The sequence below is a fragment of the Thermococcus radiotolerans genome (assembly GCF_002214565.1).
Classification (GTDB): Archaea; Methanobacteriota_B; Thermococci; order Thermococcales; family Thermococcaceae; genus Thermococcus; species Thermococcus radiotolerans.
The window spans coordinates 1,076,869-1,100,116 of sequence record NZ_CP015106.1 but is presented as its reverse complement, the minus strand read 5'-3'; the positions used below and the strand labels follow the sequence as shown (position 1 = coordinate 1,100,116).

23 protein-coding genes, 2 tRNA genes and 1 rRNA gene are annotated in these 23,248 nt (G+C 55.6%); 13 read left to right on the top strand and 13 right to left on the bottom strand.

The genetic code is table 11. The features are described 5' to 3' along the window. The first annotated feature begins 2 nt into the window (after positions 1 to 2). From A3L10_RS06075 to wtpC, 4 genes are all read left to right on the top strand, one after another. Positions 3 to 560, top strand: coding sequence for an HD domain-containing protein (locus A3L10_RS06075; protein WP_088866806.1), 558 nt, complete (start codon positions 3 to 5; stop codon positions 558 to 560). A gap of 66 nt (positions 561 to 626) precedes the next feature. After that, entirely contained in the window at positions 627 to 1,664 is a 1,038-nt protein-coding gene (gene wtpA / locus A3L10_RS06070) for a tungstate ABC transporter substrate-binding protein WtpA (protein ID WP_088866805.1), read from the top strand. A 38-nt stretch (positions 1,665 to 1,702) separates the two neighbouring features. After that, entirely contained in the window at positions 1,703 to 2,455 is a 753-nt protein-coding gene (wtpB, locus tag A3L10_RS06065) for a tungstate ABC transporter permease WtpB (RefSeq protein WP_088866804.1), read from the top strand. Next, positions 2,448 to 3,482, top strand: a complete 1,035-nt coding sequence (wtpC, locus tag A3L10_RS06060) for a tungstate ABC transporter ATP-binding protein WtpC (protein WP_088866803.1) — start codon at positions 2,448 to 2,450, stop codon at positions 3,480 to 3,482. Before wtpB ends, wtpC begins: the two co-directional genes overlap by 8 nt. On the opposite strand, the gene tsaA is transcribed toward wtpC, so the two are convergent. Then, a complete protein-coding gene (gene tsaA / locus A3L10_RS06055; protein ID WP_088866802.1) occupies positions 3,460 to 3,915 on the bottom strand; it encodes a tRNA (N6-threonylcarbamoyladenosine(37)-N6)-methyltransferase TrmO in 456 nt (151 codons plus the stop codon). The two genes, wtpC and tsaA, sit on opposite strands and share 23 nt — an antisense overlap. A 27-nt stretch (positions 3,916 to 3,942) precedes the next feature. Then, positions 3,943 to 5,208: an adenosylhomocysteinase gene (locus A3L10_RS06050; protein ID WP_088866801.1), complete on the bottom strand. Its 1,266-nt coding sequence runs from the start codon at positions 5,206 to 5,208 to the stop codon at positions 3,943 to 3,945. Between the two features lie 54 nt (positions 5,209 to 5,262). On the opposite strand from A3L10_RS06050, the gene A3L10_RS06045 reads away from it, so the two are divergent. Beyond that, entirely contained in the window at positions 5,263 to 5,832 is a 570-nt protein-coding gene (locus A3L10_RS06045) for a cyclase family protein (protein WP_088866800.1), read from the top strand. Positions 5,833 to 6,109: 277 nt separating this feature from the next. Here A3L10_RS06045 and A3L10_RS06040 read toward each other — a convergent pair whose 3' ends face one another. Then, positions 6,110 to 6,472, bottom strand: a complete 363-nt coding sequence (locus A3L10_RS06040; RefSeq protein WP_088866799.1) for a ribonuclease P protein component 4 — start codon at positions 6,470 to 6,472, stop codon at positions 6,110 to 6,112. A 4-nt stretch (positions 6,473 to 6,476) separates the two neighbouring features. Beyond that, positions 6,477 to 7,991, bottom strand: coding sequence for a hypothetical protein (locus A3L10_RS06035; RefSeq protein ID WP_232460953.1), 1,515 nt, complete (start codon positions 7,989 to 7,991; stop codon positions 6,477 to 6,479). Positions 7,992 to 8,044: 53 nt separating this feature from the next. Here A3L10_RS06035 and rrf point away from each other — a divergent pair. The 4 genes from rrf (at position 8,045) to A3L10_RS06015 (ending at position 9,731) form a co-directional block, all read left to right on the top strand. Continuing rightward, positions 8,045 to 8,166, top strand: a 5S ribosomal RNA gene (gene rrf / locus A3L10_RS06030). 8 nt (positions 8,167 to 8,174) lie between these two features. Further along, positions 8,175 to 8,252, top strand: a tRNA-Asp gene (locus A3L10_RS06025). 606 nt (positions 8,253 to 8,858) lie between these two features. After that, positions 8,859 to 8,936: transfer RNA gene (locus tag A3L10_RS06020), tRNA-Lys, on the top strand. Between the two features lie 396 nt (positions 8,937 to 9,332). Then, the gene (locus A3L10_RS06015) at positions 9,333 to 9,731 is read left to right on the top strand and encodes a metal-dependent transcriptional regulator (RefSeq protein WP_232461026.1); all 399 of its coding nucleotides are present in this window, start codon (positions 9,333 to 9,335) and stop codon (positions 9,729 to 9,731) included. A 41-nt stretch (positions 9,732 to 9,772) separates the two neighbouring features. Here the strand turns inward: A3L10_RS06015 and A3L10_RS06010 are convergent, their stop codons facing one another. From A3L10_RS06010 to A3L10_RS05995, 4 genes are all read right to left on the bottom strand, one after another. Then, positions 9,773 to 11,110, bottom strand: a complete 1,338-nt coding sequence (locus tag A3L10_RS06010; protein WP_088866796.1) for an NCS2 family permease — start codon at positions 11,108 to 11,110, stop codon at positions 9,773 to 9,775. Positions 11,111 to 11,250: 140 nt separating this feature from the next. Beyond that, a complete protein-coding gene (locus A3L10_RS06005; RefSeq protein WP_232460952.1) occupies positions 11,251 to 12,153 on the bottom strand; it encodes a hypothetical protein in 903 nt (300 codons plus the stop codon). 83 nt (positions 12,154 to 12,236) lie between these two features. Next, positions 12,237 to 13,247, bottom strand: coding sequence for an ABC transporter ATP-binding protein (locus A3L10_RS06000; protein WP_088866795.1), 1,011 nt, complete (start codon positions 13,245 to 13,247; stop codon positions 12,237 to 12,239). Continuing rightward, complete coding sequence (locus A3L10_RS05995; RefSeq protein ID WP_088866794.1) at positions 13,241 to 14,866, bottom strand: ABC transporter permease; 1,626 nt, start codon at positions 14,864 to 14,866, stop codon at positions 13,241 to 13,243. The genes A3L10_RS06000 and A3L10_RS05995 overlap by 7 nt, the downstream gene beginning before the upstream one ends. 84 nt (positions 14,867 to 14,950) lie before the next feature. Between A3L10_RS05995 and A3L10_RS05990 the strand changes: the two genes are divergently transcribed. Continuing rightward, positions 14,951 to 15,994 carry a DmpA family aminopeptidase gene (locus tag A3L10_RS05990; protein WP_088866793.1) on the top strand — a complete coding sequence of 348 codons (1,044 nt, stop codon included), beginning with the start codon at positions 14,951 to 14,953 and terminating at the stop codon, positions 15,992 to 15,994. On the opposite strand, the gene A3L10_RS05985 is transcribed toward A3L10_RS05990, so the two are convergent. Genes A3L10_RS05985 through A3L10_RS05970 form a run of 4 tightly spaced genes read right to left on the bottom strand, consistent with a single transcriptional unit; the run spans position 15,991 to position 19,345 of the window. Next, the gene (locus A3L10_RS05985; RefSeq protein WP_088866792.1) at positions 15,991 to 16,836 is read right to left on the bottom strand and encodes a deoxyribonuclease IV; all 846 of its coding nucleotides are present in this window, start codon (positions 16,834 to 16,836) and stop codon (positions 15,991 to 15,993) included. The two genes, A3L10_RS05990 and A3L10_RS05985, sit on opposite strands and share 4 nt — an antisense overlap. Positions 16,837 to 16,877: 41 nt before the next feature. Continuing rightward, positions 16,878 to 17,939, bottom strand: a complete 1,062-nt coding sequence (locus tag A3L10_RS05980) for a GumC domain-containing protein (protein WP_088866791.1) — start codon at positions 17,937 to 17,939, stop codon at positions 16,878 to 16,880. Further along, positions 17,917 to 19,050, bottom strand: coding sequence for a DUF373 family protein (locus tag A3L10_RS05975; RefSeq protein WP_198362065.1), 1,134 nt, complete (start codon positions 19,048 to 19,050; stop codon positions 17,917 to 17,919). The genes A3L10_RS05980 and A3L10_RS05975 overlap by 23 nt, the downstream gene beginning before the upstream one ends. Next, entirely contained in the window at positions 19,043 to 19,345 is a 303-nt protein-coding gene (locus A3L10_RS05970; protein ID WP_088866790.1) for an MTH1187 family thiamine-binding protein, read from the bottom strand. Before A3L10_RS05970 ends, A3L10_RS05975 begins: the two co-directional genes overlap by 8 nt. A gap of 94 nt (positions 19,346 to 19,439) precedes the next feature. Here A3L10_RS05970 and A3L10_RS05965 point away from each other — a divergent pair, with 94 nt between their 5' ends. Together A3L10_RS05965 and A3L10_RS05960 are read left to right on the top strand one after the other, a co-directional pair. Next, a complete protein-coding gene (locus A3L10_RS05965) occupies positions 19,440 to 20,054 on the top strand; it encodes a TIGR00296 family protein (protein ID WP_088866789.1) in 615 nt (204 codons plus the stop codon). Positions 20,055 to 20,145: 91 nt separating this feature from the next. Further along, the gene (locus A3L10_RS05960; RefSeq protein ID WP_088866788.1) at positions 20,146 to 21,222 is read left to right on the top strand and encodes a choice-of-anchor L domain-containing protein; all 1,077 of its coding nucleotides are present in this window, start codon (positions 20,146 to 20,148) and stop codon (positions 21,220 to 21,222) included. On the opposite strand, the gene A3L10_RS05955 is transcribed toward A3L10_RS05960, so the two are convergent. Next, positions 21,219 to 22,580 (bottom strand): RsmB/NOP family class I SAM-dependent RNA methyltransferase, encoded by a 1,362-nt coding sequence (locus tag A3L10_RS05955; RefSeq protein WP_088867549.1) that lies wholly within the window; start codon positions 22,578 to 22,580, stop codon positions 21,219 to 21,221. The two genes, A3L10_RS05960 and A3L10_RS05955, sit on opposite strands and share 4 nt — an antisense overlap. 103 nt (positions 22,581 to 22,683) lie before the next feature. On the opposite strand from A3L10_RS05955, the gene A3L10_RS05950 reads away from it, so the two are divergent. Further along, positions 22,684 to 23,238: a hypothetical protein gene (locus A3L10_RS05950; RefSeq protein ID WP_088866787.1), complete on the top strand. Its 555-nt coding sequence runs from the start codon at positions 22,684 to 22,686 to the stop codon at positions 23,236 to 23,238. The last annotated feature ends 10 nt before the right edge of the window (positions 23,239 to 23,248 follow it).

Below are 23,248 nucleotides of genomic sequence, written 5' to 3'. Positions count from 1 at the left end.
AAATGTCTCTTCTCAACCTTTTTATCGAGGCTGGAAACCTGAAAAAACTTCCCAGGACGGGCTGGCTCCTCCGGGGCGTTTCAAATCCCGAGAGCATAGCGGACCACAGCTACCGCGTCGCCCTGATAACCCTCTTCCTGGCCGACGAACTGAGGGCGAAGGGCGTTGAGATAGACGTTGAGCGGGCCCTCAAGATAGCGGTTCTCCACGACCTCGCGGAGGCCAGGCTCACCGACATACCCCTGACGGCGCAGTACTACCTCGACAAGGGCAAGGCCGAGAAGAAGGCCGCGATGGAGCTTTTCATCAGAACACCGAACCCGAGGGAGTACTTCAGGCTCTGGCGCGAGTACGAGGAGGGGCTTAGCTTGGAGGGCAGGCTCGTAAAGTTCGCCGACAAGCTGGAGATGCTGGTTCAGGCACTCGAATACGAAAAGGCCGGCTTCAGAGACCTCCACGAATTCTGGGGTGCGCTGGATTCCCTCAGGGAGAGCGAGTTCTACGAGCACTTCCGGGAGGTCGTTGAGGAGCTCGCCGGGTTGAGAAAACAAAACCGTTAACGTTAATTCTTTTGTTTGCTCAAAATGTTTAAATACACGATTCTGCCCATTCCCTTGGGGGTTACAATGAAGTGGAGAGGCATCCCTCTGATTATACTTCTCATGCTCTCCGTTATCGCGGCGGGCTGCATAAACGGCTCCGATAACTCGGGGCTCAAAGAGGCAACCCTCGTGGTCTTCCACGCGGGTTCGCTGAGCATACCCTTCCAGCAGCTTGAGAAGGAGTTCTCGGATTACGCTGAGAAGAACCTCGGTTACAAGGTGACCTTCCAGGACGAGGCCAGCGGTAGCGTCGCGGCGGTGAGGAAGGTTATCGACCTGGGCAAGAAGGCCGACGTGATGGCGGTCGCGGACTACACCCTAATTCCCCAGCTCATGATTCCCGATTACGCGGACTTCTACGTCATCTTCGCCACCAACGAGATCGTCATAGCGTTCACCAACGAGAGCAAGTACGCCGACGAGATGAAGGCCCACCCGGAGAAGTGGTACGAGATACTGGCGAGGGACGACGTTTCCTTCGGCTTCTCGGACCCGAACCAGGACCCCTGCGGCTACCGCTCCGTCATGGTCATGAAGCTGGCCGATTACTACTACGACAAACCGGTATTCGAGACCCTGGTCGAGAAGAACACGAACATATACTTCAACGGGAGCATGGTGGTCGCCCCCAAGGATATCCAGATAAAGAAAGACAGGGTCGTCATAAGGCCCAAGGAGACTGACCTTACCGCCCTCGTCGAGAGCGGAAGCCTCGACTACTTCTTCATCTACAAGAGCGTGGCCGAGCAGCACAACCTCAGCTACATCACCCTCCCGAACGAGATAAACCTCAAGGACTTCAGCAAGGCCGACTTCTACGGGAAGGTTGGCATCTACATCGGCTCCACCGGTAAGGTCATCAAGGCCAAGCCCATCGTTTACGGCGTTACCGTTCCGAAGGACGCGCCCAACAGGGAGCTTGCCATCGAGTTCCTCAGGTACCTCCTGGGGGAGAACGGCAGGCGGATCTTCCAGGAGAACCACCAAGACTTCATCTGGCCGCCGGTTGCCTTCGGCAACGTTCCGGATGAGATCAAGGACGAGGTCAAGGTTGAGGGGTGAGGTTTTTATTTCCTCTTTCCAACTCTATGGGGATCGCCATGGGGACGAGGCACGACTACACGCTCTACTTTTTCGCCGCAATCGGGAGCTTCTTGGTGGTTTACATAGCCCTGCCCCTGCTGGTCATACTGGCCAAGCAGGCCTCAGACTTCGACATGCTGCTCAGGGCCCTTCACGACGCCTACGTTATCGAGGCCCTCAGGAACTCCCTCCTTACAGCGACGGCGACAGCTCTCATAGCTCTCCTCTTCGGCGTCCCCCTCGGCTACGTTCTCGCGAGGAAAGAGTTTCCGGGGAAAAGCCTCGTCCAGGCCCTGGTTGATGTTCCCATCGTCATCCCGCACTCAGTCGTCGGAATAATGCTCCTCGTTACCTTTTCGAGCGCAATTCTCGATAGCTACACGGGCATAATAGCGGCGATGCTCTTCGTCTCCGCACCGTTCGCGATAAACGCCGCGCGCGATGGTTTTCTTGCCGTTGACGAGGGGCTGGAGCACGTTGCCAGAACCCTCGGTGCCTCACGCCTGAGGGCGTTCTTCTCCGTGGCACTCCCGATGGCGTTTCCGGCCATAGCGAGCGGGGCCATAATGACGTGGGCTCGCGCTATAAGCGAGGTGGGTGCGATACTCATCGTCGCGTACTACCCGAAGACGGCCCAGGTTCTCGTCATGGAGTACTTCAACAACTACGGCCTGAGGGCATCGAGACCGATTTCCGTTATCCTCATCGTGATGAGCCTCACCGTTTTCGTTATCCTGCGCTGGCTCGTGGGGAGGAAGGCCAATGCTTGAGGTAAAGTCCGTTTCCAAGGACTGGAAGGAGTTCCGGCTGAGGGAGATAAGCTTTGATGTGAGCGAGGGGGAGCACTTCATAATCCTCGGCCCGAGCGGGGCCGGGAAGACGGTGCTCCTTGAGATAATAGCGGGCATAATCGAACCCGACGCCGGGAGGGTCCTCCTCAACGGTGAGGACATAACCCACTGGCCGCCGGAGATGCGCGGTCTTGCATACATTCCCCAGAACTACGCCCTCTTCCCCCACATGAGCGTCTTCGACAACATAGCCTTCGGGCTTAAGCTCCGTAGGGTTCCGAGGGCGGAAATCGAGAGGAAAGTTAAGGAAATAGCCGGGGTTCTGGGAATAGCCCACCTCCTCCACAGAAAGCCAAAAACCCTGAGCGGCGGAGAGAGCCAGCGCGTGGCCATAGCAAGAGCTCTAGTTGTGGAGCCCGAGCTTCTGCTCATGGACGAGCCCTTCGCGAACCTCGACGTCCAAACCAGGGCGAAGCTTCTGGGCGAAATGAAGCACTGGAAGCGGGAGCTCGGCTTCACCGCGCTGCACGTTACCCACTCCTTCGAGGAGGCGGTGAGCCTGGGCGACAGGGTGGGCGTTATGCTCGATGGGAGGCTCGTCCAGACCGGCTCCGTTCGGGACGTCTTTTCGAGACCATCTAGTGAAGAAGTCGCGCGGTTCCTCGGCTTCGAGAACATCATAGAGGGCACCGCGGAGGGAAGGATCCTGAGGAGCAACGGCGTCGAGATAGAGCTTCCGGCGGAGGCGCGGGGAAGGGTTCGCGTTGGCCTGAGGCCCGAGGACATAATCCTCTCTTTGGGGCCCATTAGAACGTCCGCGAGGAACGAGTTCAAAGCCCTGGTCGAGTCGGTTGAAGAACTCGGCCCACTCGTCAGGGTTCATCTGAGAATCGGTGGCCTGTATCTGAGGGCGTTCATAACCCGCTCCTCGATGCTGGAGATGGGGATAACGAAGGGACGGGAGGTCTACGTCAGCTTCAAGGCTAGCGCCCTTCACGTCTTCTGAGACCAGCTTTTGGCGTTGTGTAAAGCATACTCTCCCAAAGTCTGGCCTCCTTCGGGCAGTCAAGCCTCTCCACAAAAGGCTTGATGTCGACAACCGGCGTGCCGTCAAAGGCATCGATCTCGTCTATGTAGAGCCTCCCCTTTTCTATGCGGTGTATCCTAACGGTGTAGAGCGCTATAGGGTTCGGTCTGATGGGCGAACGGGTGGCAAAGACTCCCCTGAGCGGGTTCTCCAGGTTCCCGCGCGGGTGCACTTTGAGAACCCCTCTTCTCTTCTGCCTGTCGCTCTCATGGAACCAGAGGATCAGCTTTATCCAGTCCCCCTCGTTGAGACCGTGGATCGCATCGCTGAACTCTGGGAGGATCTCGATGAAGGTCTCTCCGTTCTTCCTCACGTAGCCGACGGGAACGAGTTTGAAGGGTTCGAAGTTCATTGCCACCACCCGAAAAGAAAAGGGGAATCAGGTCCCGTGCTCCCAGCTCTCTAGGTATTTCCTCTGCTCCTCTGTGAGCTCCTCGATTTTTATCCCCATCGAGGCGAGCTTGATCCTCGCCACCATCTCGTCTATCTCCCTCGGGAGCACGTAGACCTTCGGCTCAAGCCTCTCGTGGTTGTTCAGTATGTATTCGGCCGCCTTCGCCTGAAGGGCGAAGCTCATGTCCATTATTTCCGCCGGGTGGCCGTCGGCGGCCGCTAAGTTGACCAGCCTGCCTTCGGCGAGAAGGTAGAGCCTCCTTCCGTCAGCCATCTTGTACTCGGTTATGTTGGGCCTCGGCTCGCTTACCTCAACCGCCAGGCTCTCAAGGTCCGGTTTGCTTATCTCGACGTCGAAGTGGCCGGCGTTGGCCATTATGGCGCCGTCCTTCATGAGCTCGAAGTGCTCCCGCCGTATGCAGTTGATGTCGCCCGTCGAGGTGACGAAGATGTCGCCCACCTTTGCCGCTTCCATCATGTTCATGACCAGGAACCCGTCCATTCTGGCCTCCAACGCCCTAATCGGGTCGACCTCCACCACGATGACTGTCGCGCCGAGACCGCGGGCGCGCATGGCTATGCCCCTGCCGCACCAGCCGTAGCCGACAACGACGACGTTCTTACCCGCTATCAGCAGGTTGGTGGTTCTCAGGATTCCGTCCCACGTTGACTGGCCGGTGCCGTAGCGGTTGTCGAAGAGGTATTTGGTATAGCTGTCGTTCACGGCTATGATGGGGAACCTCAGCACGCCGTCTTTCTCCATGGCACGGAGTCTTATGACGCCCGTTGTGGTCTCTTCGCTCGCTCCCCAGAGTCCGTCTATCAGCTCGGTTCTCTCCTTCAGCACCGTCGAGACCATGTCCGCGCCGTCGTCTATGATTATGTTCGGTTCTATGTCGAGCGCCTTGTGCATGAACTCGTAGTACTGCTCCCTGTCCTCCCCGCGGATCGCGTAGACCTTGATCCCTGCCTTTGCCAGAGCGGCCACCACATCATCCTGTGTCGAGAGCGGGTTGCTCGCCGCTGCCGAGACTTCAGCACCGGCCGCCTTAAGCGTGAGGAGCAGGAAAGCGGTCTTCATCTCAAGGTGCAGCGTCGTTGCAATCCTGATCCCCTCGAAGGGCCTTTTCTCCTCGAAGTCCTTTCTTATCGTCTGGAGAACCGGCATAAACCTGGAGACCCAGTCTATCTTTTTCTCGCCGCTGGGGGCCAGGCTGATGTCCTTAACGCAGTAATCCCTCGTGCAGTCCATCGTCATCACCGCAGGGTTTTTAATCAAAGACGTTAAAAAAGGATTGGTGTTCCCATGATAGTTGACCTATCGGTGCCCCTCTCCGAGGATACACCGGTCTACCCCGACGATCCGGGGGTAAACATAAGGCTCTGGGCCGTCATCGACAGGGACGGCTACTACATGAACGTTCTGAAGATGGGGGAGCATTCAGGCACCCACGTTGACGCGCCGGCGCACTTCGTGCCCGGGGGAAAGACCATCGACGAGATGCCCCTGGAGAGGTTCGCAGGAAGGGGAATGGTCGTTGACGTGAGGGGTGGTGAGGGCCCGGTACGTCTGGACGAGATTCCGGACGAGGGCTATTTTGACAGGATCGTGCTTTTCCTGACGGGTGGCAGGGAACTCTCTCCGGAGGTGGCGCTGTTTCTCGTGGCCGAGGGCGTTAGGGCCGTTGGCACAGACTCCATGAGCATCGGGGACGATGCCGTTCACAGGATACTCCTCAGCGAGGAGGTGCCGGTGTTTGAGAATCTGACCAACCTGGAGGTCCTCTTGGGAAAGGACTTCACGTTCGTGGCGTTTCCCCTCAAGATTGAAGGGGGTTCGGGAAGCCCCGTCAGGGCGGTGGCCTTTGTGGAGTGAACTCCGCGCTTGTTTTGTTTGATATGGGTTTGTTGCCCCCTTATTCGCATATCTACGTCCGCTTACTTTCGATTAAACAGAGTTAAACGTTGTGGAACTTTTGTTAACGGTTAAAAGATAAAACTCGGCTCTCAAGACTTTTTTCTGAACAATCGCCAACGTGCGTGGACGATTTCGTGAAAAAAGCTTAAATAGGCTGTTTTTATTACAATACTTCGGGATCATTCCGTATCCCGGACACGTTGGACACCACCAACCCCCGGTATGGGCGCTAAAATCAGGGGCTTGAATCAGTCCTTTGCCTTCTCTTCTCCTTTTGTTCCCTGATGTACGGGTACCTCATGATGTGACCGCAGTTGAGGCACTTGATGACAACGTGGCCGTTCCTGAGCCTCACCCTGGCGTTAACACCAGGGACGAGGAAGGAATGGCAGCGCTTGCAGTAGCGGCGCTTCCACTTTCTCGGCATTCTTATTCTAGCCTTCTGCTGAACCGCGAGGGCTATCTCAACGTAGCGGTTGGCCAGCTCGCGTTCGTAGGGAAAAACCCTCTCCGCGAGCGTAAAGAGGACGTTTACCCTCTCGCGGGCGATCCTGCGCTTTTCCCTCTGCTCCTTCTGGCGGATGAACTTCTTGGACATGACATCACCCTATCAGCCTTAGTTTCCCCGGGAACGGTTCGTATACGTATCCGGCGGCTATAAACCTTTCAAGAAGCTCCGCGGCATCCTCCCCCGAGAACCCGTCCCTCACCAGTTCCCGGATGAAGTCCTCCCTCGTTACCTCGTTTGAAGGGCTCACTGATGCTAGGTCGTGCAGTATCTCCAGAGCCCGCCGGGCCTTGAGCGTTCCTGGGACATACATCTGGTATTCCCTCAGGAGCTTTATCATCTCCGAGGGATGGTCCTTGAGAACGACCATCCAGTCGTTCACTATGGCCTCGTTTATCAGCTTGACCTCCCTGGCGGCCCTCTTGGTAACCCTCCCGTTGAACCGAACTATCGAGCCGAAGACTCGCTTGCCCAGCTCCGCCCTAAGCCGGATGTTCATCGGCCCGCTGGGGGCGGTTAGAGCCCTGAATGGGTCTCCATAGTCCTCCCTTGACTCCCTGAGCCACCTCAGAAACTCCTCCTCAACCGCGCGGGTCTTTTTCCTGTCGAGGGAGCCCAACCTTTCCCTCTGGATGAATATCGTGACGAGGAGGTTGGGTATGAGCTGGAGGAACTCCCGGTTCTCCTCGAAGTAGGGCTTTTCCTCCGAGGGTACGAGCACGAACGGCGTCTCGGACATCCTTGCCATCCTGTCGAGGGGATCCGCTTCGACGTTTTTGGGGAGCAGGCCAATCGCCCGCTTGCTCAGTATCCTTTCGGTGACCCACTTGGGTAGGCTGATGGTACCCCTCTTTGTCGGCGGAGTGTAGTACCTCATGTCGCTTCCGTTCGGGTTCCCAAGCCGGAAATCCAAACCGAGCAACGGGTCGTCCACTTCGAGGACCCTTTTCCTGGTGAGACGAACCTCCCAGGGAAGGCTTGAGTGGAAGTACTTGAGGGCCTTCCAGAGTGCGAGAAGTCCGGAATCCTCCCGGTATTTGAACACCGTGAACTCGAATCCCTCGCCCCACTCCTCGCCCGGTATGTACGGAACGCCGTATATCGAGTAGATGAGGGCCTTCCTCATGTCGTCGCGCAGGTAAACCGTCCTCTCGAAGAGGTCGAGAACCTCCCGTCTGCTCAACGCGAACTCGCGGTAGTCCTTCCAGTACTCCGAGTAGTCCCTCCCCTCGATCCTTGCCGCGCTGACCATCCGGAGGTTTCCCCAGGGATATGCGTCGATGATTCCCCTCACGAGCACGTAGCTCCCGGGTTTTACCCTCCCGGAGAACTCGGTCCTTTCAGTCGCCCGGATAACCAGATACGTGCGGAAGTCCCCCCTGCGCAGGGACGACAGCTCCGAGGGGGAGAGTGGGGACAGCAGGTAGTAGGCGGCGTCGGCAGGTGCATTGGGAGGCTTCCTGCCCAGCAGAAAGCCGGCTACCTCGATCTCGTCCCCGTTTTTGAGCCGCTGGATCTTCATCTGAAATTCCCTGAGCCGCCTTCCTGGGCTGAGCGGCTCCCTCATCCTCTCCAGCCTCAGCAGTTCCAGTATCTCGCCCTCCATCATCCACCCTCATCGACCGCAAGATTTATAAATGCACCGCGACAGGTATACATCGGTACGGCGGTCATAGCGGCGGGGTCACACCCGGTCTCGTTTCGACCCCGGAAGTTAAGCCCGCCAGCGATCCCGGTTGTACTGCCCTCCGGGAGGGGGCGGGAAGCCGGGGACGCCGCCGGCCACTCAAACGCCCGGGTGGTGTAGCCAGGCCCATCATACGGGACTGTCACTCCCGTGACTCGGGTTCAAATCCCGACCCGGGCGCCATTCTAACAAACTTTTCTGGCGAAAAGTTTGATCAAAAGGTTGTAATTCCTTTTGAGTGGTCGGGTTCTTAGTTGGTTTTTGTTTTAGTGGTTGAATTGTACGTTGGATTCATGTCGAAAGGGCGTTTTTTAGCGGGTTCGACTTTAACCCGCGCTCCAAAGGAGCGCTAAAAAGCTTGAACCCATTGAAGTGCACCTTCCAGATGATGAATCCCAATCAAAACTGCCAACTCAAGTGAAAACCCGCCCAAACAGCAATCCACGAAGGAATCACAAACTTTGATGAAACTTTGGCCTGCAAAGTTTCAGCGTTGACGGAAAGATTGCGTGCGATTCTAGGATGCTTGTTTTTCAAGTGGTTTACGCTCCAATTGCCACTTTTACAACGTTTCACTCCCCACAAGGCGTCCTTCGGACGCCAGAATAAGAGTGAAACCTGATTAATGGATTGTTCTGACGTTAAACCCCTGTTACCAGTAAATCCAGAGTGCACGCTCAATTCTCCAGTCATTTAAAACAGATTGGTCAGACTTGTGATAAAACTTTGCGCAGGCAAAGTTTCGGGGCAAAGCTTATAAAATCTCTCCGCCGTTATCCCATCGGGCGTGGGCCGGTAGCTCAGCCTGGTTAGAGCGCGGGGCTTTTAACCCCGTGGCCGCGGGTTCGAATCCCGTCCGGCCCGCCAGTAATACAAACTTTTGCAGGGCAAAAGTTTGATCAAAAGGTTGTAATTCCTTTTGAGTGGTCAGATTTTCAGTGGGTTTTTGTTTTAGTGGTTGGATTGTACGTTGGATTCATGTCGAAAGGGCATTTTAACAGGTTCAACTTCAACCCGCGCTCCTCCGGAGCGCTAAAAAAGCCAAACCTATTGAATGTTGCCTTTGTGGAATGAATCCAAATCAACTGCCAATTTAAGTGAAGACCCCTTCTAAATAGCAATCCACAAAAGAATCACGAACTTTGATGAAACTTTGCGCAGGCAAAGTTTCCTGTGGTGCGAAAACTACTTAAACATTTTTGGCCAACCTAACGACAGGTGAGGTCGTTGGTAAGCAAGAGGGAAGAGGAATATCTCGAGACCATGTACATCCTTCACAAGAACAAAGGGGTCATCCGCGTCAAGGACATCGCCAAGATGATGCGCGTCAAGCCGCCCAGCGTCGTCGATGCCCTGAAGAAGCTCTCGGAGAAGGGACTGGTGGAGTACGAGAAGTACGACAGGATTCTGCTGACCGACGCGGGGAGGAAGATAGCGGAGGACACGTATTCGAAGCACCTTCTCCTCACGCAGTTCTTCATCGATATCTTGGGCATCCCACCGGAGATAGCCGAGCACGACGCCTGTCAGTTCGAGCACTACGTCAGCGAGATAACCGTGCAGAGGATAAGGGAGTTCGCCCAGTTCATTCAGGAGCAGTGCCCCTACGTTCTCAAGCAGTTCCTCAAGGAGAAGCTAGCCGAGAACGCCGAATTCAAGTGATTCTCTCAAACTTTTGCTATTCTCTAAAAAGAAAAGTGGAATCAGAAGACCCCGCCGAGATAGGCGAAGTACGCCACGAATATCAGGGACAGAACGTACATGAGCGGGTGTATCTCCTCCCTTCTGCCGCTGAAGAGCTTGAGTATCGTGTAGCTGATGAAGCCTATGCCTATTCCGTCGGCTATCGAGTACGTGTAGGGTATGGTTATGAGCACGAGGAAGGCCGGAATCGCCTCGGTGTGATCCGTGAAGTTCACTTCCTTGATGGCGCTGAGCATGTAGTAACCCACTATGACGAGGGCCGGGGCGGTTGCAAAGGCCGGAATCGCCCCCGCCAGCGGCGCTATGAAGAGGCCTATGCCGAGGAAGAGCAGGCCGGTGACGAGTGCCGTCATTCCAGTCCTTCCGCCCTCCTCTATTCCTGCCGCGCTCTCGATGTAGGTCGTGACCGTTGAGGTTCCGAGGACGGCTCCGACGGTCGTACCTATGGCGTCCGTGAGGAGTATCTTCTCGGCGTCGGGAACCTTTCCGTCCTTTGTGAGGAAGCCGGCCTTGGCGCTCAGGCCCGTAACCGTTCCCAGCGTGTCGAAGAAGTCCACCATAAAGAAGGCGAATATAACTCCTATCGCACCGACGTTGAGGAGACCCTGGAGGTCCATCTGCATGAAGGTGTAGCTGATGTCCGGGGTTGAGAACAGGTGCTCGGGCCAGGGGGCCAGACCGGTAATCCAGCCGATGACGCTGGTGACTATGATGGAGATGAGCAGCGAGCCCTTAACGCGGAGCGCGATGAGAACCATCGCGAGGAAGAGCCCGAAGAAGAACAGCAGTATCTCACCGCTGGTCAGGGCAGAGGCGTTGAGTCCGGTGAACTGAAGCACTCCCGCGTCGTTCACGACCGCCGTGAGGAGACCCACGTCGTTAAGGCCTATGAAGGTCAGGAATAGACCTATACCTGCTCCGATCGTGTACTTCTGGCTTATGGGTATCGCGTGGATTATCGCGCTCCTCACCTTGGTAACGCTGAGGACTATGAACACCAGACCCTCCACGAAGACCGCCGCGAGGGCTACCCTCCAGTCATATCCCATACCCAGGACGACGCTGTAGGCGAAGTATGCGTTCAGCCCCATTCCCGGCGCGAGGGCGAAGGGCTTCTTGGCGTAGATTCCCATGATGATCGTTGCAAGCCCCGCGGCGAGGGCCGTGACGGCGACGAGCGAGTTGAAGGCCTCCTTACCCATGGCATCGCTGAGGATCGCCGGGTTCACGAAGAGAATGTACGCCATGGTCATGAAGGTCGTCATTCCTGCGAGCACTTCGGTCTTCATATCCGTGCCGTGCCTCTCAAACTCGAAGTAGTTCTCGAACCATCCCATGAGCTTCACCCCTTGGTTTGACTTATTTCTGCCTAATAACTTGGTTTTTTAAAGATTTTTTGACAGATAAATGTTTAAACCATTGAGAAGGGGTGATGTGCGCTCAAGCTGAAGAACCGGGAAAACAAAAGTCTCTACCCCTAACCGCCCACCGCGGTGAAGCCTTCCGCGTAGGCCTTCACGACTTCCTTTTCCTCACCGAGTACCATGAGAACCCTGACCAGATCCAGACCTTTCACTTGGGCAAATTCCACGTACAGGTATCGGTCATCCTTGCGATAGAACTTGACGCTGAGGGGCTTAAAACAGCCGTTTTCCTCGGGCGTAGCCCAGAGTTCGGTCTCCTCGAAGCCCCGGGCTTTAATAGAAGCCCCAAACCTCTCAATCAGCGTTTCTACGGGACAGGTGCAGGTCGCGTTCAGCTCTACGGGAGTCTCGATGAAGATGTGGTAGTCCTTGAAGTCCGTCCAGGTCTTGGTCGGCGTCAGGACGGTAAATCTCCAGGTCGCGTTGGCCGTTGGAATGAACTGGACTGCAAAGTAGGCCTTTCCCGGCGGCAGTTTCAACCACCGCCCTTTTCTTCCATCCCAGCACTCCGTTTCGTGTTTGGGAAAAGTTTCATTAATCAAAGCTGCCTGGTAGAAGGATTTCCCGCTCTCCCTGCCCACAAGGGCCATTGTAAAGCCGCCCATGGAGCACGGCACCGTCAGGTTGAACTTCTCCGGCCAGTAGATGATGTAGGCGTTCCAGCCCTCGGGCCGGGAGGTGTGGTTCATGTGGGGGTAAACGGCAAACCAGTCCTTCAGTGTGATCTCAGAACCGTTGGTCACCTCAGTGATTCTGTTGTCTATCCACCCGCCGATTTGGGTGTCTTTCGGGGTCTGGGAGCTGACTTGGAGGGAACATTCAACGTTCGAGTTGTTCATCGGTGAGTTTTCCTCTCGTGCACTTGGAGGGGAGCTATCTCCTGCCAGAACTGCCATGATCGCCAGCGCAAGAACCAGCAATAGCGCGCCAGCAAGGCCCCTCTTCACGATCCCCACCGGCTTTATATTCGGGCCTCTCCTATTTAATCCTTTCCACATCCGAGGGTGAAAGTTTTAATGACATCGAGTTAAATCGCATCTCATTCCGCTTCGAGCACCGAGAAGCTCCTCACCTCGACGTCCACCCGCTCTGGCATAGCCTCAACGCCGAAGGGCAGCTCGTCGAGGAAGCGCTCCGCGAGGATTACCTCCCCTCCAACCCCGAGCCTCAGCCTTATCCTGCCGGGCAGGAGTTCGTAGTCGATGATTTCAGCGGTATCGCCGGGTTTTACGTAGACGCTCTCCGGCCTGAAGAATACCCTCACTTTTCCATCCCTTCCGACGTTGAAGCACAGCCCTCCGAGGCAGGCCCTACCGTTCTCGGCTTTAAGCTCCAGTATGTTGCTCAAACCTAGAAAGCGCGCCACGAACTCGGTCTTTGGGCGGTAGTAAAGCTCCAGCGGTTTTCCAACCTGCTCAACGTGGCCGACATTCATGACGGCAATCCTGTCGCTTATCGCCATCGCCTCCTCCTGGTCGTGGGTGACGTATATCGTCGTTATGCCGAGCTCGCGCTGGATTCTCTTTATCTCTCCCCTCAGGCGCTCCCTTATCTTGGCGTCGAGGTTGCTGAGAGGTTCATCCAGGAGCAGAACCTCCGGCTCAACGACCAGGGCCCTCGCGAGGGCAACGCGCTGCTGCTGGCCGCCGCTCAGCTGCTCCGGATAGCGGTTTTCGAGGCCTTCCAGACCGACCAGCTCAAGCGCCCACTTTACCTTCCTCTCTATCTCTGCCCTTGGAAGCCCCTTCATCTCAAGGCCGAAGGCGATGTTCTTGAAGACCGTCATGTGGGGAAACAGCGCGTAGTCCTGGAAGACTATGCCTATCCCGCGCTCGTAGGGTGGTAAATCGTTCACCCTCCTTCCGTCGAAGAGTATCTCGCCCCTCTCCGGCTTTTCAAAGCCCGCTATCATCCTCAGCGTCGTCGTCTTTCCGCAGCCGCTCGGCCCGAGGAGCGTGAGAAACTCGCCGTCCTTGACGTCGAGCTCGCTTATCTCAAGCCGAAAATCCTCCCACTCCTTGAGGACTCCCTTCAGTTCTACCCTCACCATACTTCCTCACCTACCCTCTCGATTATCAGGAAGCTGAGCGTTGAGACTGCCATAAGAAGAACGGCCAAGGCAGAGGCCGAACCGAACTGCCTCGCCCCGAGGAACTTGTATATAGCCACCGTCATCGTGGTGTACTCGGGTTTGGCCAGCATGTAGGTCGCTCCCAGCTCCGCTATGCTTATGGCGAAGGCGAATATCGCGCCGACGATGACCCCGCCCAAAGCCAGCGGAAGCTCCACCCTCAGGAAGGCCTTCCACTCCTTGGCACCCAGACTTAGGGCCGCCTCCCAGAGGTTTGGCCTTATCTTCTTCAGGGACGTTGAAACGGCACGGAGCACGAAGGGATAAGCTATGACGGTGTGGGCGGCTATGATTATCCAGGCGGTGAAGTAGAGCGGGGTCGAGTGGAAGACCCTTATGTATCCCAGACCGAGGGTTATGGCAGAGCTAGCCAGCGGGAGCATCACCAGGACGTCGAAGAGCCTCTTTCCCCTGAAGTTCCAGCGGTGGAGGGCGTAGGCTATGGGAAGTGCCACGAGAACAGATAGGAATATCGTTGCCAGACCGAAGGTGAGTGAGTTCCTTACCGCGTCGAGCGTCGTCGCCCCGAACATCGGGTTGTACTCCGTTGAGAATATTCTCCTGTACCATTCGAGGCTCCAGGCATCGTTGAAGCGCAGGGAGTCGTAGAGGACAGCTAAGAGCGGGGAGACTATGAAAAGAAAGACGATTAGGGAGTAGACTCCAACAAGCAGCCCCTTGAGGCTCAGCCAGTCGCGTCTCGTGAAGGGACGAGGCTTTCTAAACACGCGCTGCTCCTCGCGCTTGGCGTAGGCATCGAGCGCCCTCAGGTAGAGGTACATGAAGCCCATGCTAAGGAGTATCTGGATTATGGCCAGAGCCGAGCCGGTCTTGAAGTCGAGGAGCACCATTATCGAGGTGAAGATGTCCACCTCTATCGTGGCGTACTGGTAGCCGCCGATTATGAGGGGAATCGAGAAGCTTAGGAAGCAGAACACGAAAGTGAGCATCGCTGAGGCAAAAATCGCCGGGGAGATCATCGGCAGGGTAACCTTCCGGAAGAGCGTCCAGCCCCTCGCCCCCAATGCCATCGCGGCCTCCTCGTAATGGGGATTCACGCGCTGCCACAGCGACGAGACCATGCGTATAACTATCGGAAAGTTGTAGAACGCGTGTGCGAGGAGAATGCCCTTCCAGGAGTAGATTATCCCCAGATCGCGGCCGATGAGGCCGGTTATGAAGCCGCTCTTTCCGAAGAGGAGTATGTAGCCCAAGGCGACCATCACGCTGGGCATGACGAACGGGACTGTTAAGACCGCCTTTATGGTGCCCTTTCCCGGAAAGTCGTACTTGGCGAATATGTACGCCCCTGGAAGGCCAAGTGCCAGGGTAAGGAGGGTTGAGGCTATCGCCTGCCCTATCGTGAAGAGGATGACCCTTCGGTGGTAGTCGTTGGCCAGAACGGCGGAGATGTGTTTAAGGGTGAGACCGTTCTCCCAGAGGCCGGTTTTTAGAATACTGGCTAACGGGACGTAGAAGAAGACCACGAGGAAGGCCAGAGGGATGAGCAGGAAGAGCTTTGAGAGCCTTGACCCCATGGTGACAACTCGGTTTTTGCTCTTTATAAGCGTTGATTGGGCAAGGTTGTTAAGTCCAGCATGCTATCTATCACCGGTGATACCATGAAGGCTCCCGAGCTGGGAATAAGGGTCGGGCTTCACCCTCACGGAAAAAGGAACTCAATGGCTGATTTGGGCGTTAAAGTCGGCCACTCGACGATAATCGAGGGGGATGACATCAGAACAGGGGTTACCGTCCTGCTCCCTCCCGTCAAGAACCCCTACAGGGAGAGGCTTTTCTCAGCCACCTTCGTCATGAACGGCTTCTCCAAGCCGATAGGCTTCGTTCAGGTCGATGAGCTGGGCTACATCGAGACGCCGTTAGCGTTGACCAACACGCTGAGCGTCTACACCGTTGCAAGCGCGGTGGTTAGACACATGATCGAGCTGAACCCTGATTTGAAGAGCGTTTCGCCGGTCGTCATGGAATGCAACGATTCTTACCTAAACGACATCAGAAAGATGGTCGTTCGAGATGACCACTACTTCGAGGCCGTCAAAAACGCGAAACTCGACTTCGAAGAAGGCTCGGTTGGGGCCGGCACCGGAATGAGCGCCTTCGAGTTCAAGGGCGGGATAGGGTCATCGTCGAGGGTCGTCGAAATCGGCGGCGAGGAGTATACGGTTGCCTCCCTCGTTTTAGCGAACTTCGGAAGGAGAGAGGACCTGACAATCGCTGGGGTTCCTGTTGGCCTTGAGCTGAAGGACTATCCTGGCAGGGGAACCTCCGGAAGGGGGAGCGTCTCAATGGTGGTTGCCACGAACGCGCCCCTGACAGCGAGGCAGCTAAGAAGGCTGGGGAAGAGGGCAGTGGTCGGGCTCTCGAGAACCGGCGGCTACGCCTACCACGGGAGCGGCGACGTGGTTCTGGCATTCTCCACCGCCCAGACCGTCCCGCTGGATAAGGAGGCCCACCTGCTCAGCTTCCTTCCCGACAACGCTCTGAGCCCGCTCTTTAGGGCAGCCGCCGAAGCCACTGAGGAGGCTATAATCAACGCGCTCCTGCAGGCCAGAACCGTCGAGGGGAACGGGCACGTGAGGTACGCCCTTCCGGTTGATAGGCTTGTGGAAATCATGGAAAGATACGGGAGGGTTGAGAGGGCTTAAACCCGTATCTCCTCGTATTTCTTCTTCATCAGAATTGCATCGCCCTCGATGTTCGGGCTCTCGCTTATGACGACGCCCTTAACGCGGAACTCCTTGAGAACCCTCAGCAGGTCTTCCCAGTTCATGTCGCTCTCCTGGAGGTTCAGGTGGTTCCTCTCGCCCTTCGAGGTGTAGTTTATGCCGCTTATGTGGATGTGCATGTTGTCTAGGGCTTCCCTGCCGAGCCTGTCTTCCATCAGGGAGAGCATCTCGCGCCACTCCTCGGCGGTGTTGCACTTCCCAGCGTGCCTTGCATGGGCGTGGGCGAAGTCTATCGTCGGCAGAACCATCTCAACCTCTTCGCTCAGCCTCACCAGCTCCCTCAGGTCTCCGAACTGGGTTGGCTTGCCGGTCAACTCGGGCCTTATCCACACCTCTATCCCTCTGTCCTGGAGACTGCTCACTATATCCTTGATCTCGCCCTTTATCCTCTGGTAGACCTTCTCCGGGTCCTGCTTGAGGTAGTAGCCGGCGTGGAAAACGACGCTCCAGCCTCCTGCGTCATACAGGCGCTCGGCGCTCTGGATTATCCTCTTCTTGCTGGCCTCGACCTTGGCCTTCTCGGCCGCGTTTAGGTTGATGTAGTACGGCGCGTGGGCGGTCAGGAGAACGTCGTGCTTCTTCGCCACGTGCTTTATCTTCTTGGCCAGTTCCGGCCTCAGATTAACGCCCCTGACGAACTCGAGCTCCATCGCATCGAGGCCGAGGTTTCTCACGTGGACTATCCCATCCATAGTTGAGCGCTTTGGGGTTGAGATTGGTATTCCGGCGGTGCCGAATCGAAGCCTGTCAACTTTAAACATGCTCACCACCCAAAAGAATTAGGGAAGCCTAATTCATAAACCTATCGCTCTATCGATTCGCCGAGTATCTCCTCGAGCTTCGCCAAGCTCTCGTCCAGCTCCCTCTCTAGGTGCTCAAGCTGGCGTCTGAGCTTCCGTATCTCGGCTTCCTTCTCCTCGATGAGCCTCTGAATCTCCCAGATTTCCTTCTTCCTGGCCTCTCCGTTCGCCAGAATCTCATCTCTCTTCCTTTCAAGTTCGGAGAGCTTCTCTCTCTCCCTTCCGAGGGCATCTGCCCTCTCTTTGAGGTTCTCTATCAGCCACTGGGCGGTTTTCCTGTACTTGCCCTCGAGCCTGGGGTATATCCTCTGGAGCAGGGAAATGAACTCGTCCGGCTTTCTAAGGGCCACGGAACTGTCCCTTACGAGTTCGTCCGCTATCGGCTCGTGGAGGCGCATCCGTTTTATCGGTTTCTGAAGCTTTGAGACCTTCGAGCGAACCTCCATTTCGGCAGTCCGGAGCGAGGAGGAGAGGCTTTTTATATCCTCCTCAAGCCCCCCTAACCCATGTTCCCTGTAAAACTCGTCTAACTCTCCTTCCTTTGCCTTCAGTTCCTTTTCCAGCTCCAGCTTCTCCTTCTCCGCGGTGGCAATGATTTCCCTCGTTCTCTCCTCTTCCCTGAGGAGCTCCCTAAGTCTGAGGTCGGGCAGGCCTTTTCTACCCAGCTCGTTGTAGTATTTCACGTACTCCTCGTTGAGCTCCTTCAGCAGGCGGTTGATGGCATAGACATCCTTCTCGAAGATTATGAGGAGATACTTTCCGTGCCCCACGTGGAGCTTGGCTAAATCGGGAAGGCGCTTTCCGAGGTCGTCCATGTCCTTTATACTGGCCAGCGCATTCCTCAGTGCCGTGACGTAGTTCTTCTTCTCCGCGGTTACGATTTTCTTTATCTTGTCGTCCACGTTCTTGGGAACGTCCTTCTTCTCCAGGGAGTCTATTTTCTTTAGAATCTCCTGGATTTTCTTCTCGAGGTGCTTGTTGTACTTCTTTCTGACCTTTTCGAGCTCTCTCTCGGCCTTCTTTTTCCTCTTTTCGTACTCATCAAGCGCTCGTTCCAGTCTCAACTCTCTCCCATCCCCTAACTTTTCCCCTCATGTAGATTCCAACGAGAACGGCCACCGCTACATCCGCGAGGGCGAGCAGGAACTTCGCGAAGACGTCTATGTCGGATATCGTGAGTATGGCCATCGCGTACCTGGTCGTCAGGTCGATGGTTATCCAGAGCGCGGGCATCAGGAGGAGCGCCGAGACGTAGTACCAGATGTGGTAGTCCTTCCGAAGGTATGCCTGTATGCTCTTTCCCATTATCATCACGGAGATTCCGATTATCAGTGGAGCCGCTATGGCGTTTATGTAGATGAGCGTTGCCAGGAGCGGCGTTCCAGGCCAGCCGCCGATTATCTCCTTTGCGTACTCCTCCAGTCTGAAGTAGGCGTTTATGGCGCCTCCCCCGATTATGAGGGCGCCCGCGATGACGGATATGACGAAGATGAACTGCTTCGCTATGGTCTCCCTGAAGTTGAAGCGGAAGCCCTTGGTGAAGAAGTAGCCGCCGATGAAGAGGAGTATCGTACCGGTTATCGTCGCGGAGATTATCTTCACGCTCTCGGGATACCAGACCCCTATCAGCCTCGCGATTCCATAGAGCAGGAGTATCATCCCCGGGATTCCGAGGACTACCTTTGCGACCTCCGGGTCGCTGAGTATCTCCCTCAGGTAGCGGTAGATGATGTAGTAGGTCGTCTCTATGCCCTCGCTCTGTTTGACGACTACCCTGTGGGAGCTTATTATCGGCACCTTTGAGGTTATTATCGGGAATATCTGCTCGTCTTCGGCACCGTCGGTGACGGTGATGACACCATCCGCCGTAAACCTCTCAAGGATGATCTCCAGCTGCCTGGCGAGCTCCAAGTCGCTCTTGACGCCCACCTTGGGATGGCCGGTTATGAGGGCCACCTGGACGTCATCGAACTCGCCGCTCTCCTTCAGGCTGTCGTAGAGCTTAACCGCGGCATAAACGACGTTGGCGTCGCTGTCCTCTGGATCGGCAAGGCTGAGCTTGAGGGCTGCATCTACGCAGGCGTCTCGCCCTATCACCGGCCCTTCAACGCCGGCCTTCTGCCCAAAATCATCATCGCGGTCTATAGCGAGAATCAGTGCTTTGATCTCAACCACCCCTCGTCTTTTCGAGGACTGATTTTACCTTGTCCTCCATGCGAACGCGCTTGTCGCGTCTGTCGTCGATCCTTACGGTCGTTGAAACCCTCGAAGCGCCGAGTTTGAATACCAGCTCGTGCGCCTCCTCGATTATATTGAAAGCTTCCCTCACGGTCGGAACCTCTATTATAGTTGCCATCGGTGTCAATTGATATTTAACACCCTTCCTCTCTAAAAGCTTTACCACCTCGGCGACGTACCTGCTCAGACTTCTCTCTCCGAGGGGGACGATGACGAACTCAACGATCACCACTTTCGACACCCGACTTAACTTCCTTCGGCAATTTTTTAAGCTTTGCGGGAAAGGTAAATAACCCTTCCCACCGTAGGAGCGAAGGGTGAGGGCGATGTACAAAATCAAGGATGAGTGGGGAGAATTCCTCGTCAGGCTCGCGAGGAGGGCGATAGAGGAGTACGTTAGAAACGGGAGAACGATAAAACCTCCCGAAGATACCCCTCCGGAGCTGTGGGAGAAGATGGGCGTCTTCGTCACGCTCAACAAGCGACATGCACCACCCCAGATGGCCCTTCGTGGGTGCATTGGATTTCCCCTTCCAGTATATCCGCTCGTCGAGGCCACGATAAAGGCGGCCATCTATGCGGCGGTCGACGACCCGCGCTTCCCGCCCGTGAGGGAGAGTGAGCTGAACGATCTGGTTATCGAAGTGAGTGTCCTGACGCCCCCTGAGCCGATTGAGGGGCCGCCGGAGGAAAGGCCGAAGAAGATAAAGGTTGGCCGCGATGGGTTGATAATCGAGAAGGGCATCTACTCCGGCCTGCTGCTCCCGCAGGTGCCGATAGAATGGGGCTGGGATGAGGAGGAGTTTCTGGCCCAGACCTGCTGGAAAGCGGGCCTTCCGCCCGACTGCTGGCTCGATGAGAGCACGAAGGTCTACCGCTTCACCGCGGAGATATTCGAGGAGGAGAAGCCCGGGGGACCGGTCAAGAGGAAGCCGCTGTGAGCGGTTTTTGAAATTTTTTCGAAAAATTTCCGGAATTTCTTGAAAATACTTAAATAGTTTCATGACATACATCAAATCAAGGTGAGGTGAAGTGGAGAAACGAAACTTCCTCTGGGTTATGGCGCTCTTTTTGGTTTTCGTGGTTTCCTCTCCTCCCGCGGGGGCGGTCTATGGGAGCGTCATCACGAGGGACGCCACGGATGAGGCGAACGCGATTCTAAACTCCAACTTCAGGGATTCACTCGTCAGTGCGGAGTTCAAGGGGGTTGAAGAGCAGATTCTGGTGACCACAAAGCCGCTACTCGGTTTCCCGATTGAGGGGGACTCCTATGTAATTCTGAGCTCCGGTGATGCGAGATACGTTACAGCGGGTGCTGACTACGATGTTGAGAATGTTAGCGGGATATACGTTGAGGAAGGGCAACCTGTTACGGGCCAGGATGCATACGACGTTGTGCGGTTGACCTTAACCCTTAGGGTCCCACACGGTGCCAAGGTATTGTCTTTTAAGTGGAGAATGGTCTCAGATGATTACCCCAACTACAACGATTACTTCTACGCCTATGTCGAACTTCCTGATGGGACAAGAAAAGTCGCTGCAACGCTTCCCAATGGAAGTATCCCCTATATCACCGCGGCCGTGCCGTATTTCCAAGATGTAAACAACCAGGATGGCGTGATTCTTGATAATATGACACCTATCTATACAGCTAGTGTGGACGTCTCCCAGTACGGAGGCGAGGAGATAACCCTTGTTCTAGAGGTCGCTGATGCCGTTGACGACGTGGAAGATACCGCCGTGATCATAGACGACGTCAAATTCGACGTTCCCCAGTCGTTCTTCGTGTACAACCGCATGATGGTCATCGCCCAGGTATGGACTATGTACTTCTTCAAGCTTCACGACGAGTTCGATGAGATATACGCCAACGCAAGCGCCGCCGGGGTTGACAACGAAACCCTTTCGCTGGCGAAGGAACTTCACGAGAACGCAACCCAGATGATAATGGAAGCCTGGGACACGGACAACCTCGACGACATAAAGCTCCGCGTCTGGGGGGCCATACCGACGTATCCAAAGATGCACCTCGTTAGAAGGGCCTATGTCACCGAAAGGAACGCCGTTTACATGCTCTTGGAAGCCATAAAAGAGCTTGAGGGCAGTTAGCCCTTTTCTCTTTTCAATTTTGCGATAAAAAAGCTGTTGCAGTCGTGCCTGTGCGTCCACGCCCTGAAAACCCTATCGCCGATTTCAAGGAAGCCCCTGTCTCCCCAGTTGAAGTCATAGTTCACCAACTCAAGCCCGATCCTCTCAACCGCGAAGAGTACGTTCTCCTCGTCTTCATCAATCCTAATCGAGCACGTCGAGTAGGTCATCTCTCCACCTTCACGGAGGTTCTCGTAGGCATTGCGGAGCATGTTCCTCTGGACGTTTATGATGCGCTTTATCTTCTTCTCATCGAAGCGCCACTTCACTTCCGGGAACTGCCGGTAGGTTCCGGAGCTTGAGCACGGCGCGTCGAGAATTATTTTGTCGAACTTGGCCTTGTCCTTAAAGCTCTGGCCGTCGGCATGAACCAGTTTGACGTTCTTGATTCCGAGGAGTTTCATCTTCTCCCTCATGCGCATGAGCCTGTCGTAGGAGTAGTCAACCGCGATTATCTCGCCTTTGTTCTCCATCAGCGCCGCCGCGTGGAAAGTTTTGCTTCCCGGTGCGGCCGCTAAGTCGAGAACCCTCTCGCCGGGTTCGGGGGCCAAAACGTGGGCGACGTAGGCAGAGGCTAAATCCTGGATAACGAACTTCCCGTCCTTGTACCAGTCGAGCCTCGTTACCGGAGTTTGGTATTCGAGTATCTTCAGGACGTCCGGAACGGGGGTTAAGGCCGTCCTCACGCCGTTCTCCTCAAGGTAGTCCCTCAGCGAGTCCACGTCCGTCTTGAGGATGTTTGCTCTGACGTAGTACCTCTGCGGCCTGTTGTTGCTCAGGAGTAACCTAACCGCCTCATCGTAGCCCAAAAGCTCCACCGCGTACTCGACGTACCAGCGGGGATGGGAGAAGCGAACGGAGAGCCATTCTATCCTGTCCCTCTCCTTGAGCCTTTTCAGGGCTTTCTCCACGTCGAACTTCTCTATCGAGTGCATGAGCGCGTTGACGAACTTCGCCCTTGAGAAATCAAAGCGCTCCTTAACGACCCTGATTATCGAATCGGTCGCTACAGCCGGCGGCACTTTCCTGAAGTGGATTTCGAAGGTGCCTATCCTCAGAAGGTTGGCCAGGTATGGGTCCAGGTCTTCCACCCTCGAACCCTTTAGGACGGAGTTGATTATGAAGTCTATCTTGGCGCGCCACTTCTCTATCTCGAAGACGTAGGCATGGGCCAATCCCCGCGCCTTGTCCCGGTCTCTACCGGACACCCTCTTGAAAACCCTCTCAAGGGCGTGCTTCGATGAGAGCTCGCGCTCCTCAACCAGGCTCAACGCGTCCGCCACCACTTCCTGAAAGCTCACGCGGTAAAACAGCTCCATGGACAGGGCTTTGCGGGGGAGTTTAAAAAGGTGGCGGCGCGTTTCTACTCTGATCACCGAAACACTTATTACCTCTGAAAGTAGGGTTAGATGTGGTGGGTACATGAAGTGGAAAGACTTGATTGCCGTTGCCGTGCTGTTGGTGATCGCGGTTTCGGCCTTCCATCTCTACGTCCAGAAAGAGCGTCTGAACGCCCTGATTGAGGGGCAGAGGAACTGTGAAAGGGGCTGGATTCACACCGTGACTTTTTCCACCATGGTTGATATTCAGTTCCATTCCAAGAATGCGCTTGAGGCACTCGACTCGAATTCCACTGCCGCCTTCAACCTTTCCACAGTTGAGCTTGAGCGGGACTTTCTGGGGCTCCTCAACCACCTTCTTGAGGCCGAGAGTTACCTTGGACTGAATCCGTTCAACGATTCGGTTCTTGAGATGGCCGATACGGGGCAGTGCATAGAGTTTCTGAACGCATCAAGAACGGCTTTTCTTAATGGAACCGCCAACGTCTCTGCCGTCTGCGAGGGATTAAACCTGATCCACGACTTTGCAACGGAGTGGCGAGAGAACGGCAACTATCCCAGTGAGGAGCTTTTGAAAGCCAACGTTGAGCTCCAGAGAAAGTGTGGTGACCTTGTTCAAAAGGTTGAGACCCAATGATTGTCCCTTT